We start from the raw sequence: 14,148 nt of genomic DNA, 5'->3' as shown, positions 1-14,148 counted from the left end.
ACTCAATCGAACATAATATTTTACTAGGTTTATATCATCTATATAATTTACTTAGATGATATAAACTTGATTTTTTCAGGAATTTAATGTAAGTAGATTTGTAGTTTAAATAGCTTGATTAATATTATGCTACCTTATGAATATCTACAATATGGCAAGAAGGAATTGTAGCTATAATACTCTGTTGCAATGAATCTATCCTTACGATAAGTTTATTGGTATTGTTAACTTTTAAGATCTCACACTCCAGGCCACTTAGTGATCCGTAGTTAATTTTCTTGATTTCACCTATTTTAAATGTTCTATTAGAAGTTTCTACATTAGAAATTTCGTTAGATCCTAAAAATAATTTAATGTTTAAAATCTCTTGATCCTTTACTATTGCATATTCACTCCCAAATCGGATATAAGCACAAGCGCCATTTACGGAAAGTGCTTTATGAAAATCTAAAGGTGAATTAATCTTTACAAATACATAAGAAGTAAAAAGAGGTTTAAAAGCAATCTTTTTTCTATCACTCCATTTTCTAATAGTTTTTACTACGGGTAAAAAAGATTCTAATTGATCTTCTTGTAAAAGATCGTGAACTTTTTTCTCCTGACATGATTTAACATACAGGACATACCAACCGGTTTTAAAAGTTTTTGACATGAGTTAATGATTTATATGTGAGATATTTACATACACTCCTGTGTCAACAAGAATGTAAAACTTAAAAAAATGTATATTAAAATGAGGTTTTGATATGGCTTCGCCTCCTGCACTCCCAAAATCTCTATTTCTAGAAATTTTTAAAAGTGACATATGCGTGACTTTTCCAAAAAATGGGATTATTTCGAAAAACTATGTCTTCTTCACAACTTAACTTTCAACAGAATTTGTAATGCTGTATCCTTTTAAAGTTGAGCTATTTTATATCAAAATTTGTTATATTATAATCTTCGGATTATATAATTTTTCTATTCAAAAAAATACTTCCAAAGATTATTTCATGAATAGGATAACCTATTCTAAAATTTTATAATTTCAAATAAAACAATTTATTTTCCGATCATAAGTGTTAATTTATATTATTAATGTAAAACATAAATCAACCTAGCTGTTCAACAAATTTCAAGAAACATTTGAAATGATTCCTTTTTAAAATCATTAATAAATCGTTAATAATTCAAAAGTCTATATATTATGTGGAATATGAAAATAGATACAACTGAAATTCATGAATATAAGCTTGAAATTCATGAATTTCAATTCATATTTTCAACTTAAAAAAACCTGTATATCAAAACTTTACAGAAAAAAAAGACATTAATAAAGACTTTAATTATTTTTGTAATAAGTATACAGGCTAAAAAATGGATAAAAACACGAATTTAACTTTTCTTTAATTCTCAATAACCATTCTATTTTTACCTTTAAACCTAAAATTTTATATCGAAATTGAATGTATGAGAAATGAGTTTTCTTTTTTAATACTACTATTATTTTTTGTTAATATTTTATGTGCAAATCAAATACAAAAACAAGATTCATTATCAATCTTATACTCCAATAAAATAAAGAGTGAAAGCAATGAATTTCGCAAAAAATCACTAGCGAATCAATACCTAAATTTGGTCAAACAAAATAATAATGTTGCTGAGCTTGCAGAGGCTTATTACACGCTTTCTGAAATATTTAGTCATTCTGAGGATGCCGTTAAATATTCTGATAGTATCATCCAAGTGTCACAAAACCTTAAAGACAAAGCTTATCTGGCTAAAGGTTATTTACAAAAAGGAATACAGCTTTATTATGTAGTAGAATATAACGAAGCATTAAAAAATTATCTAAAAGCGAATGAATATTATAGTGAGCAAAAAGATGAATTCAAACAGTTAATTATAAGACATTACATAGGATTACTTAAAAGTAAGATTCATGAAAACAATGAGGCCTTTAATATTTTTAAGGAAAATATGTCTTTTTTTAAAAAGCTAGAGCATCAAGAAAAACATAAAAAACAGTATTTAAAATCTTTATTCGCTATTTCTAATGCTTACATACTTAATAAAAGGGCAGATTCTGCTCAATTCTATAGCAAGAAAGGGATACAAGTAAGCTCGGATACTGAGGATAAATATTTGTATCCACTTTTTTTATTATCGTATGGAAGTGCTAAATTGATACAAAAGGAATACAAAATCGCCCTAGACAGTATGATTAAAGGGACTTCATTAATAGAAGACAAAAAAATTTCACTTGCTATGAATTACATACATATTAGCAGTATTTATGATTCGATTAATGATAAAACAAAGTCCATATATTATCTTGATAAAGTTGATTCTACCTATAAAAAAAGTCCTCAAGTAATTCTTCAAGCACGAGATGCCTATGAAGCTTTATTCAAAAAATATGAAGACAATGCGGAAAAACAATTAGAAATCATAAAGAAATTACTATCCGTGGATAGTATTCTTAAAACTAGACCTACGAATCTAAGTAAACAGATAGCAGAACAATATGATACTCCAAAATTAATTTCGGAAAAAGAAAAACTGATAACAAAACTTGAAACGGAGAAAAAAACAGAAAAATTGATAAATTGGTTTTTAGTTCTATTCGTTTTGATTTTGTCAGCGATTATTATTTATGTTGGTAGAAGAAATTTAATAAACAAAAAACGATTTAAAATCTTATTAGAAAACCTGAATGAACATGCAGTAAAGAAAAATAGTACGCATCCTAAAGAGAAAAGTCAAAGAGAAGATATTGATTTACCATCTGAAGTAGTCGATACGATTCTAAGTAAGCTTGACAAATTCGAAAGAAGCAATCAATTTGTAACAAAACAATACACTTTAAGCTTACTTGCCAAAGAATTAAATACCAATAATGGTTATTTATCAAAAATAATAAACGCTAAGAAAAAGACCTCTTTTTCTCAATACATTAATAATCTCAGGATCGATTATGCAGTAACAAGACTAACCGAGGATTCTAAATTAAGATCTTATACGATAAAGGCCATTGCCAAAGAATTTGGTTTTAATACGGCACAATCTTTTACTACCGCTTTCCACAAAAACACTGGGATCTACCCTTCTTATTTTTTAAAGAATTTAAAGAACAAAATAGCGGAAAATAGGTGATGAAATTCATGAATTTAAGCATATAGGCTTAAAATTTAGTTAAAAATCCCATTACATTTGTGACAGAAATCAGTTAACCCTATTTAAATTCACACAATGAAAAAAGACAGAAAAAAAAACAAATTAAGTTTCGAAAAATTTCAAATTTCAAAATTAAATAACTCCAGAACAATCAAAGGAGGATTTGCTGCGCTGCTTGATGACGATGATTCCGGTCAAAATACTCAATTGACCCAGCAATTATGTTAATTTTGGTAACAACATCAAACCATCTGATTACTTAATAAGTATCAGATGGCTTTTTTTTTAGTAAATGTATGATAAGAAAATTAAATGTATTTCTACTTCTGGTAGTCGCAATTCAATGTAAAGAAAAAGAAAAAACTGAAGCTTTGAAAGATTCAAATATTGTAGATGAGTATTATGGGCAAAAAATTGAAGATACATATCGAAGACTAGAGAATTTAAATGATTCAGTAACTATAAGTTGGTTAAAAGACCAAAAAACAGAAACTGAGAAAGCTTTTGGTCATAATCCAGGAATAGTTAAAATTCAAAAGTCCATTGAAAAAAAGAGAAACGATAATGAAAGTATTATTTCTAAATTGAAAATTAGTCAAAATGATACTTATTTTTATTTAAAGCGCTTAAAAAACGAAACGACAGCTAAGTTGTATCTAAGAAATGGTTTTTTTGGATCTGAAGAACTTTTATATGATCCCAAAAGTTTTAAACCGTCTTCTGAGGAATCTTATTCGATTAATTACATTCAGCCAAGCTGGGATTCAAATATGATAGTTGTTAGTATAACTAAAAATGATGAAGAGTTTTCTCAACTTTTTGTGATGGATGTAAAAACAAAAAAAATAGTTTCTGATACGCTACCTAATGCATTACCGAATTCCTTAGGAGGAGTCGAATGGCTACCAAATAATGAAGGGTTCATTTATACCTACACTCCAATTACAGATACCAAAAACAAAGATTATTCTTTTCTAGCTGAGGCTAAAATCTATTATTTAAATAAAAAAGTAGATAAACTTAAAACTATATTTTCTAAAAAGAATAACCCAAAAATTAATATCAAACAAGAGGATTTTCCTATTATCTATTTCACAAACCCTAAAAATAATTATGTTCTTGCTTCTATTGCTGGAGTATCGTCTTATAGAGATACTTATTACGAAGAAATAAAAAATATATCCCAACAAAAGATAAATTGGAAAAAGCTTTATGGAAAACAGGAAAAGATTAAACAGTTTTTCCTTTATGGTAATGAACTATATTATCGAACAGCCAAAGGAGCCTCGAATTTCAAAATTTGTAAAGCTAATTTAAAGAAACCTAATTTTGAAAATCCCACATTATTAGTTCCAGAACAAAGCTATTCCGTAATATCAGATTTTGAAGTAACTAAAGACGGAATTTATTACGTAAAAACAAAAAATGGAGTTGAAGCTAAATTATTTTTTCGAGATCATCTAACTACAAAAGAATCCGAAATTAAGCTTCCCAAACCTTCTGGTAACATCAATTTGTCTTCACATGGAATCGATTTTTCTGAACTAAGAATTACAATAGAAGGTTGGACTAGTTATAAAGAAACGTATATTCTAAATCACGAAACAAAGCAATTTGAATCAAGAGATTTAGCTTCATTGACTCAATACGATTTTTTAAAAAATGTAATAGTTGAAGAAATTGAAATTCCATCGCATGATGGGGTAATGGTTCCTTTATCTATTATCTATAAAAAAGGGACGGAATTAGATGGTCAAAATAGAATGCTCATTAACGCCTATGGTGCCTATAAATGGTCTAATTCTCCCTTCTTATATAACTATTTATTACATTGGTTAGAAGAAGGAGGTATCTATGCAACCGCTCATGTTCGGGGAGGAGGAGAAAAAGGTGATGATTGGCATTTAGGAGGTCGTAAAGTTACCAAACCCAATTCTTGGAAAGATTTGATTGCTTGCACAACTTATCTAATCGATCATAAATATACCAATAAAGATAAAACAGCACTTTGGGGAGCTAGTGCAGGAGGTATTACGATTGGTAGAGCAATTACAGAACGTCCGGACTTATATAAAGCCGCTGCGATTCGAGTGGGAACATTAAATATGTTACGTTCCGAATTTGGCCCTAATGGACAAAATAACGTAAAAGAATTTGGTACCGTTAAAGATTCTATAGAGTTTCAAGCGTTATTAGAAATGGATGCCTATCACCATCTTAAAAAAGGAATACAATATCCGGCAATTTATCTCACTGCTGGGATGAACGATTCTCGTGTACCAGCCTGGCAACCTGCAAAATTTGCTGCAAAATTACAGGAAGAAGGCAATTCTAATAATCCAGTCTTATTGGATATTGATTTTGAAGGAGGCCATGGATTTGAAGCTTCTGTTAATAAACAAAGTACAGAATTATCAAAAATAATGACTTTTTTACTATGGCAAACAGGTCATCCAGATTATCAATCGAAATAATCAATTTTTTGTTATAATGATAATTTTTAGACACCCTAACAATAAGTGTATTCCCATAATGTTTTTTATTGAAAAAAAATAACCTCGTCAAAGATTTCATTTTCATTACACTGTTTATCAAATAATACTACTACACCCTATTAGTTTCTAATTTAAGACTACTTCTTTAGGATTAACTCAGGTTTTGTACAACAATCTTTATCCTATTTTAGACCTTAAGATCAGTCTATTTTTTAATTCAATCAATTTATCATAGGATAATTTAAAAATAAAAAAATCCATTCAGAAATGAATGGATTTTCTTGGTGGGCAATGAGGGATTCGAACCCCCGACCCCCTCGGTGTAAACGAGGTGCTCTGAACCAACTGAGCTAATTGCCCTTTTATGTTTCACAACCCTTATTCGTGATTGCGGATGCAAATATAACACAGTTTTACAGTCTACCAAAAGAATTTGAAAGAAAAATTAAATTATTTCTCCAACTACGAATGTACTACCTCCAACATAGATCAAATCCTTATTGCTAGCCTCCTGTAAAGCAGTCTTATAAGCCAACAACACAGAACTATAAGCTTTTCCTTTCAAATTAAAATTTAACGCTTCTTCCTGTAATATTTTCGCTTTTAATCCTCTTCCTATATCAGGTTTTGCAAAATAATAAATCGCGTTTACAGGAAATAAAGGTAAAACACTTTGTAAATCTTTATCGTTAACCACACCTAGAACTATATGCAAAGTATCATATTTTTCCTCTGACAACTGTTTCATTACATAAGTTAAGCCATCTTCATTATGTGCAGTATCACATATAACTTTTGGTTTTTCTCCTAATATTTGCCATCTACCTAATAGACTTGTGTTTTTTACAACATTTGCAAACCCATTCTCCATACTCTCATTACTAATACTCCATCCTTTTTCCTTTAGAACAAGAATCGTTTGCAATACGGTTTTCATATTTTCGTCCTGATACCTGCCTTTTAGATCCGTACTAAAAACCACACCTTGGTAATCAAAAGCAAAATAGATATCACTATGGTGCTCTAAAGCCTTTTCTTCAAATACGCTCTTCGTCTCTTCAGTTGTTCTACCTACAACAATAGGCACATTGTTTTTAATAATTCCTGCCTTTTCTCTTGCAATTTCTCTTAATGTATTTCCTAAAAACTGCGTATGATCTAATCCTATATTAGTAATAACAGAAACCTCTGGTATAATAATATTTGTAGAATCCAACCTACCTCCTAAACCGACTTCGATTATTGCGATATCTACATTGGATTCAGAAAAATATTGAAAAGCCAAGCCAACGGTCATTTCAAAGAATGATAATTGATTTGCTTCAAAATACGACCTATGCTTTGAAACAAAATTCACTACATACTCTTTGCTTATAACTTTTCCATTAACACGAATTCGTTCTCTAAAATCTTTAAGGTGCGGTGAAGTATACAAACCGACTTTATATCCTGATTCTTGTAAAACAGAAGCAAGCATATGACTAGTCGATCCTTTTCCATTAGTTCCAGCTACGTGGACACTCCTGAATTTATTTTCAGGATTTTTAAGATAAGTTACTAAATTAACTGTATTTGTTAAATCAATTTTATATGCGCTTGCACCCTGACGCTGATACATTGGTAACTGTGCAAACATCCACTCTAAAGTTGCTTGATAGTCGATATTAAATTCTTTAATTATTGATTTATAAAATTTGTTCCATTTTTAAAGTTAAAAAAAGAACTTATTATTTATATGAAGAAAAGTTTAAAATTATCAATATAAATGTAGTTACTCACCTAACCCAAAAGTCACTTCTACGAAACCAATTTGCTTGACTGGAGCTTTTGGATCAGCTTTCCACTTAAAAGTAAGCGCTGTCTTCTTAGCAGGGTCTAGAAGACACTTAGCACTATTTGTAGTACCCTTAACTCCAGGAATAGCCTGAACAACTTTGCCTGATCTGTTAACGATAATTTTCACTACCACTCGTCCAGCTTCATTACACTCTTGTACTACTTTAGAATTTGTAGGTCTTCCTCTCCCGTTAAGACCATATCCAACGCCTCCTGTACCTCCGGGACCTGGTTGTCCATAATAACTAGTAGCATAAGGATTCCCATTAGGATTACCTTTATCTCCAGGCTTTCCGTCATCTCCTTCTCCTCCTTTAGCTTTGCCATCACTCTTAGGACCATTAGAAAAGCTATCTAATATATCCAAAGTCGATTTATCCGGTTTAGGGTCCGGTTTCTTTTCCTCTACTTTTTCTACTGGCTTTTCTTCAACTTTTTTTTCTGCTGGCTTATTTTTTGGTTTTTCTTTCGGTTTCTCTACCTTTTTTTGAGGTTCTTTTTTTGGTTTTTCCTCTACTACAGGAGCATCATCAATATCCTGGGTAACCACTTCTTCTGTAATCTCAGGAGTTTCAGGTTCCGGTTCGGGAACATCCGAAGCAGATTCTGGAGTTGTTTGTTTTGGAGATGATTTTATTGCCTCGGTCGGCTGAATATCTCCTGATCCAGTTAGTGTTGTTCCAAAATTAACAGCGATACCGCCTTCAGGGTCTGGATCTAACTGGCTTAATCCTAGATAAAACAATAAAAAGATAATAGCCACATGTAATATTATGGTTATTATAAAAGACTTTTTTTTATGTTTTGTATCTAGTTTCAACATAAATTATTCTGGTTTTACAGCTAAGATTACTTTAAATTTATTTCTATTTGCTATATCCATTACTCCAACAGCTTTTTCAATAGGAACTCCTTCCTCAGCTCTTAGTATAATAGTAGGCTCATTTTTACCTGACAACTTAGTTAACAAAGTAGATTCTAATCTACTCTGACTCACTCGTTCATTATCTACATAGTACTGTAACTTATTAGTAATACTAACTGATATATTTTGAACGTTAGAACTCTTACCTTTAGCCTTTGGCAATATTAAATCAAGCGCTTCAGGCGTAATTGTTGGAGATGTTAGTAAAAAGAACACCAGCAACAAAAACACAATATCCGTCATAGACGACATACTGAATTCTGGACTGACTTTATTTCTTCCTCTTAAATTCATATTAAGCAGGTTCGTTTAATAAATCAAGGAAATCCACTGTAGTTGCCTCCATTTGATGAATAACCTTATCTGTTCTTACAACTAAATGATTATATCCTATGTAAGCAACAATACCAACTACTAATCCAGCAACTGTAGTCGTCATCGCGGTATAAATACCTTCTGCCAACGATCCCATGTCTGCACTTCCTGAACTTGATGCCAAATTATGAAATGCTAAAATCATACCAATTACAGTACCTAGAAATCCTATCATCGGAGCAGCACCAGCAACCGTAGCTAAAATACTTACGTTTTTCTCCAATTTATAAACTTCTAGTCGACCTGCGTTTTCTATTGCTTTATTAATATCTTCTAAAGGATTTCCTATTCTTGAAATTCCTTTTTCGGTTAACCTAGCAACAGGATTATTAGTCTGCGCACATAAAATTTTTGCAGCTTCAATTTTACCACTTGCAACATTATCTCTAATTTGATGCATAAAACTTTCATCATATTTAGATGCTGCTTTAATTGCAAAAATTCTTTCGAAATAAATATAAACTGCTACAAATAACAAAACAAAAAGTATAGCTATAATAACTACTCCTCCTGTTCCTCCACTAAGCAATAAATCGATAATGGACAATGTTTTTTCTTCTGCTTCCGGATCAATTTCTTTGGTATTTTGGGCAAACATACCAAGCATCAATAAATGGGTCATATTTGTTCTTGTTAATTTAGTGTTAGTATACTAACGTTATTTCTATAGGTTAAGTATATTTTTAATGATTGTTATAATACATAAATTATTCCTAAAAGACCTACACCACCAAGTATGATAGTATATGGTAATGCCATTTTAACCATTCTTCCATAAGACAAACCAATAAGTGGAGCTAAAGAAGAAGTAAGTAAGAATAAGAACGCCGCTTGACCATTAGGTGTTGCAACACTAGGTAAATTTGTTCCTGTATTTATAGCAATAGCTAATTTTTCGAATTGTTCTCTTGTTATAACACCATTATCAAATGCTTGTTTTACCTCTCCGATATATACAGTAGCAACAAATACATTATCACTAATCATGGATAGCAATCCGTTAGCCACATAGAACATAGAAGGTTGTTTAGATGGATCCAGAGATAATGCCCAATCAATTATAGGTGAAAAAAGATGTTGATCATGAATCATAGCTACGATAACGAAGAAAACTACCAACAATCCTGTAAACGGAAGCGCCTCTTCAAAAGCTTTTCCTAATTGATGTTCTTCTGTAATTCCCATAAAGGCAGTTTGTATAATTATCAATGCCAAACCAATAAATCCTACAGGTGCTAAATGCAATGCTAAACCAATAATAAGAAGTATAGCCGACACTCCTTGTACTATTAATCCATATTTTGCCTTATCTGATCTATTTGCATCTTCTTGATCAGTATAATTCTCAATAATTCTTCTTGCCACTTCTGGTAACTTAGCTCCAAATCCAAACGAGGCAGTTAACTCTAGAACTACGGTAGTTAATAATCCTGCTGCTAATACCGGTAATGTGATAGGAGCCATTTTAATGAAGAATTCTATAAAATCCCATCCCATTCTTTCTCCTATTAACAGATTTTGAGGTTCTCCTACCAAAGTACATACTCCTCCTAAAGCAGTTCCCACTACACCATGCATAACTAAACTCCTTAAAAAACTTCTAAACTCCTCCAATGTTTCACCGCTAAGTTCTTTTCGATCCAGTGATCCATCCTGATCAAAATCAGAAGCGGGCATAGAATGAATTTTATGATACACTCCATAAAAACCAACAGCAACACTAATTAACACCGCCGTAACGGTTAATGCATCCAGAAAAGCTGAAAGTACTGCTGCTAGAAAAACAAACAGCATGGACAATATCATTTTTGATTTTATTTTAGTAAATACTTTACTAAAGATGTACATTAATAATGGCTTCATAAAATAAATTCCAGCCACCATAAATACCAAAAGTAATACTACTTCTAAATTCTGATCCACTTCGTGATAGGCATTCTTTGGAGTAGTAAGGTTAAGTGCTAAAATTTCTATTGCTAATAGTCCTCCTGACTGCAAGGGATAACATTTTAATGCCATCGCCAATGTAAAAATGAATTCTGCAATAAATATCCAAGACGTAATTGTCTTACCGAGGAAAAAAAACGAAAACACATTAAAGATTAGAAATCCTATCATTACGGTTTTAAACCATTTAGGACTATTACCTAGAAAATATTTAAACATAGTATATGTAATTAATTTGTATAATAATTAAACTAACTGTTTGAAAGCAATCTCAAACGCTGTTCTACTTATATTCTTATTAGAATTATTTTTATCAAATATTCTTTGTATCGCATCTCTTATTGTTAGAGATGTATCATTGAAAATTGCTTCATCTGTCATCAAAACTCTTCTCTCCATAAAATAAGCAAATACCCTTGCCATTCCACAATTAGAAATAAAATCAGGAATTAAGCTTACTTGCTCATCCGTGTACTCCATAATAGAACCAAAAAATATTTCTTTATCTGCAAAAGGTACATTTGCTCCACAAGAAATCACTTCCAAACCAGAATTTATCATTTGCGCAATCTGATCTTTTGTAATTAATCTAGATGCAGCACAAGGAGCAAAAATTTCCGTTTGCAAAGACCATATTTTATTATTTAATTCTTCAAAAGGAATTAGTGTTTCACTATATAATTTATTTCCTTTTTTATTAAGATAAAGTTCTTTTATTTCTTCAAAAGAAAAACCATCTTCATTTATTAATCCACCAGCATGATCAATAATTCCAACAACTTTAGCTCCCATTTCTGAAAGATAATATGCCGCTGCAGACCCTACATTTCCAAAACCTTGTACAACCGCCTTTTTACCTTTTACAGTACCACTATAAATATCATAATAGTGTCTTACTGCTTCCGCTACTCCATATCCAGTAATCATATCGGCTACCGTATATTTTCTTGACACATCAGGAGAAAAAGTTGTGTTCTCCAAAACTTTTATAACTCCTTGGCGTAATTGTCCAATTCTATTTATCTTATCAGCTTCTGTTGGTTGAAAATGCCCGTTAAAAACTCCTTCTTGTGGATGCCATACTCCACAGTTCTCAGTTATAGGTATTACTTCGTGGATCTCATCAACATTTAAGTCCCCTCCTGTTCCATAATAACTCTTAAGTAATGGAGAAACTGCTTTATACCATCTCTCTAAAACTCCCTTTTTTCTTGGATCAGTTGGATCAAAATTAATACCTGACTTAGCTCCTCCTATTTCTGGGCCTGAAACTGTAAACTTAACCTCCATGGTTTTTGCCAAAGAAAGAACCTCATTCATATCCAATCCTAATCTCATTCGTGTTCCACCACCAGCGGCTCCTCCTCTTAATGAATTAATAACTGTCCATCCTTCAGCTTCCGTTTCAGAATCTTTCCAGTTAAAAACTATTTCAGGGGCTTTATTTTCGTATTTTTTTAATAATTCTTTCATTTTTTAAAACTTCAATTTATACAAATGCACTTTGACTAAAGATTTTATCTTTCCTAACTTCTAATTAAATAATCCCTCCATTACGGAGTTAGTGCTGTCTCATAAAAAGTTTTTAAATAAATTGAATAATTATCACCCAAAAGTGACTTCACAAATATAAAAAACTAAATAGGGAGAAACCTTAAATTAAAAAAAATAATAAACCAAAATTATTTCTTGTCTTAACAGACAAATATTCCAAGAAAAATAAGACATCTAAAATGAAAAACACTATTAAATATCAATCTCTAAAAGAAATTACCAAAAAATGAAAAAAACATCAAAACTTGTGTATTATAACTTATATTTGTAGAATTAATAAAAATATCGAGTTTATCTCGATTTATTTTCATCGAAAAGTTGAATTCGCGTGTTATGCACGCACAGTAAATAAGGATCAAATATGGACTTTAAATTATCCGAAGAACAATTAATGATACGCGATGCTGCTCGTGATTTTGCTAAAGCAGAGTTATTACCAGGAGTCATTGAAAGAGACAACAAGCAAGAATTCCCTACTGAACAAGTCAAAAAAATGGGAGAGCTTGGGTTTTTAGGAATGATGGCATCACCAGAATATGGTGGTGGTGGTATGGATACACTTTCATATGTACTCGTAATGGAAGAGCTATCCAAAATAGATGCATCTTGCTCTGTAATCGTATCTGTTAATAATTCTTTGGTATGCTGGGGCCTTGATACTTATGGCACTCCAGAGCAAAAAGAAAAATATCTTAGTAAACTAACTACTGGACAATCAATAGGAGCTTTCTGTTTATCAGAACCTGAAGCTGGAAGTGATGCTACTTCACAAAAAACAACAGCAATTGATAAAGGAGACCATTATATTTTAAATGGAACTAAAAATTGGATTACTAATGGAGGTACTTCTGATTATTACCTAGTCATTGCTCAAACCGATAAAGAAAAGAAACATAGAGGTATCAATGCCTTCATTGTTGAAAAAGGATGGGAAGGTTTTGAAATTGGTCCAAAAGAAGACAAATTAGGTATTAGAGGTAGTGATACGCATTCCCTTATATTTAATGACGTAAAAGTCCCTAAAAAAAATCGAATCGGTGAAGATGGATTCGGATTCAAATTTGCTATGAAAACTTTAGCTGGTGGTCGTATTGGTATTGCTGCGCAGGCTTTAGGTATTGCTCAAGGAGCTTATGAATTGGCAAAAGAATATTCTAAAGTTCGTAAAGCCTTTGGTACAGAAATCATGAACCATCAGGCAATTGCATTTAAGCTTGCAGATATGCATGTTCAAATCGAATCTGCCAGAATGCTAGTATATAAAGCTGCTATGGACAAAGACAATCATGAAAACTATGATTTATCTGGCGCAATGGCAAAATTAGCAGCATCTCAGGCTGCAATGGATGTTACTGTTGAAGCTGTACAGGTTCATGGTGGTAATGGTTTTGTAAAAGAATACCACGTAGAACGTTTAATGAGAGATGCAAAAATCACTCAAATATATGAAGGTACCAGTGAAATACAGAAAATTGTAATTTCCAGAAGTATTCTTAGAGATTAATTAGTTAAAATTCTCTATTTAAAAAGCCCAAATTGTTAAAACAATTTGGGCTTTTTTATATTATAATTCTCTACCTCCTTAAATTACATTCTTCAAACGAATTTAGATTATACATCTCCTGTTAAAATTACCCTTAATACTTATAAAGTATTTTTATTAAATAATATTATAATAATAAAATAATACATCCACCTGGTATATTCCTTTAGACAAATAAAACATCATTAAGGAAAATACATCGAGAATCTTAACCATATACACCGTAATAGGTACACATAAAGCAACATTAATACCTAACATTAATATAAATTATATTCATTTTCTATTAATTGTATTTTTTAGTATTTGGATTTTGA

Annotated in this window: 12 protein-coding genes and 1 tRNA gene; 4 read left to right on the top strand and 9 right to left on the bottom strand. The window is 31.2% G+C overall.

The features are described 5' to 3' along the window. Window positions 1-124: 124 nt before the first annotated feature. Window positions 125-652 carry a UpxY family transcription antiterminator gene (locus tag J8L88_RS10775; RefSeq protein WP_108802859.1) on the bottom strand — a complete coding sequence of 176 codons (528 nt, stop codon included), beginning with the start codon at window positions 650-652 and terminating at the stop codon, window positions 125-127. A 3-nt stretch (window positions 653-655) separates the two neighbouring features. Beyond that, window positions 656-805, bottom strand: a complete 150-nt coding sequence (locus J8L88_RS10770) for a hypothetical protein (RefSeq protein ID WP_211060733.1) — start codon at window positions 803-805, stop codon at window positions 656-658. Between the two features lie 644 nt (window positions 806-1,449). On the opposite strand from J8L88_RS10770, the gene J8L88_RS10765 reads away from it, so the two are divergent. The 3 genes from J8L88_RS10765 to J8L88_RS10755 all read left to right on the top strand — a co-directional run bounded on the left by J8L88_RS10765 (window position 1,450) and on the right by J8L88_RS10755 (window position 5,630). After that, on the top strand, window positions 1,450-3,135 hold the full coding sequence (locus tag J8L88_RS10765; protein WP_211060732.1) for an AraC family transcriptional regulator: 1,686 nt from the start codon (window positions 1,450-1,452) through the stop codon (window positions 3,133-3,135). A 96-nt stretch (window positions 3,136-3,231) separates the two neighbouring features. Next, window positions 3,232-3,384: a hypothetical protein gene (locus tag J8L88_RS10760; protein WP_211060731.1), complete on the top strand. Its 153-nt coding sequence runs from the start codon at window positions 3,232-3,234 to the stop codon at window positions 3,382-3,384. A gap of 68 nt (window positions 3,385-3,452) precedes the next feature. Further along, the gene (locus J8L88_RS10755) at window positions 3,453-5,630 is read left to right on the top strand and encodes a prolyl oligopeptidase family serine peptidase (protein WP_211060730.1); all 2,178 of its coding nucleotides are present in this window, start codon (window positions 3,453-3,455) and stop codon (window positions 5,628-5,630) included. Between the two features lie 303 nt (window positions 5,631-5,933). On the opposite strand, the gene J8L88_RS10750 is transcribed toward J8L88_RS10755, so the two are convergent. From J8L88_RS10750 to J8L88_RS10720, 7 genes are all read right to left on the bottom strand, one after another. Beyond that, window positions 5,934-6,011, bottom strand: a tRNA-Val gene (locus tag J8L88_RS10750). Window positions 6,012-6,096: 85 nt separating this feature from the next. Continuing rightward, the gene (locus tag J8L88_RS10745) at window positions 6,097-7,314 is read right to left on the bottom strand and encodes a folylpolyglutamate synthase/dihydrofolate synthase family protein (protein WP_211060872.1); all 1,218 of its coding nucleotides are present in this window, start codon (window positions 7,312-7,314) and stop codon (window positions 6,097-6,099) included. A gap of 108 nt (window positions 7,315-7,422) precedes the next feature. After that, window positions 7,423-8,310 (bottom strand): energy transducer TonB, encoded by an 888-nt coding sequence (locus J8L88_RS10740; RefSeq protein WP_211060729.1) that lies wholly within the window; start codon window positions 8,308-8,310, stop codon window positions 7,423-7,425. 3 nt (window positions 8,311-8,313) lie between these two features. Next, the gene (locus tag J8L88_RS10735; protein WP_027392691.1) at window positions 8,314-8,706 is read right to left on the bottom strand and encodes a biopolymer transporter ExbD; all 393 of its coding nucleotides are present in this window, start codon (window positions 8,704-8,706) and stop codon (window positions 8,314-8,316) included. Window position 8,707: 1 nt separating this feature from the next. Continuing rightward, the gene (locus J8L88_RS10730) at window positions 8,708-9,394 is read right to left on the bottom strand and encodes a MotA/TolQ/ExbB proton channel family protein (RefSeq protein WP_027392692.1); all 687 of its coding nucleotides are present in this window, start codon (window positions 9,392-9,394) and stop codon (window positions 8,708-8,710) included. A gap of 86 nt (window positions 9,395-9,480) precedes the next feature. Beyond that, entirely contained in the window at window positions 9,481-10,953 is a 1,473-nt protein-coding gene (gene nhaB / locus J8L88_RS10725; protein WP_027392693.1) for a sodium/proton antiporter NhaB, read from the bottom strand. Between the two features lie 27 nt (window positions 10,954-10,980). After that, on the bottom strand, window positions 10,981-12,207 hold the full coding sequence (locus J8L88_RS10720; protein WP_211060728.1) for a Glu/Leu/Phe/Val dehydrogenase dimerization domain-containing protein: 1,227 nt from the start codon (window positions 12,205-12,207) through the stop codon (window positions 10,981-10,983). 442 nt (window positions 12,208-12,649) lie between these two features. Between J8L88_RS10720 and J8L88_RS10715 the strand changes: the two genes are divergently transcribed. Beyond that, the gene (locus J8L88_RS10715; protein WP_211060727.1) at window positions 12,650-13,792 is read left to right on the top strand and encodes an acyl-CoA dehydrogenase; all 1,143 of its coding nucleotides are present in this window, start codon (window positions 12,650-12,652) and stop codon (window positions 13,790-13,792) included. Window positions 13,793-14,148: the final 356 nt, after the last annotated feature.

The organism is Aquimarina sp. MMG015, from assembly GCF_018100855.1.
Classification (GTDB): Bacteria; Bacteroidota; Bacteroidia; order Flavobacteriales; family Flavobacteriaceae; genus Aquimarina; species Aquimarina latercula.
Note: the sequence above shows the minus strand (reverse complement) of the source record. Positions and strands in the feature narration are given on the sequence as shown.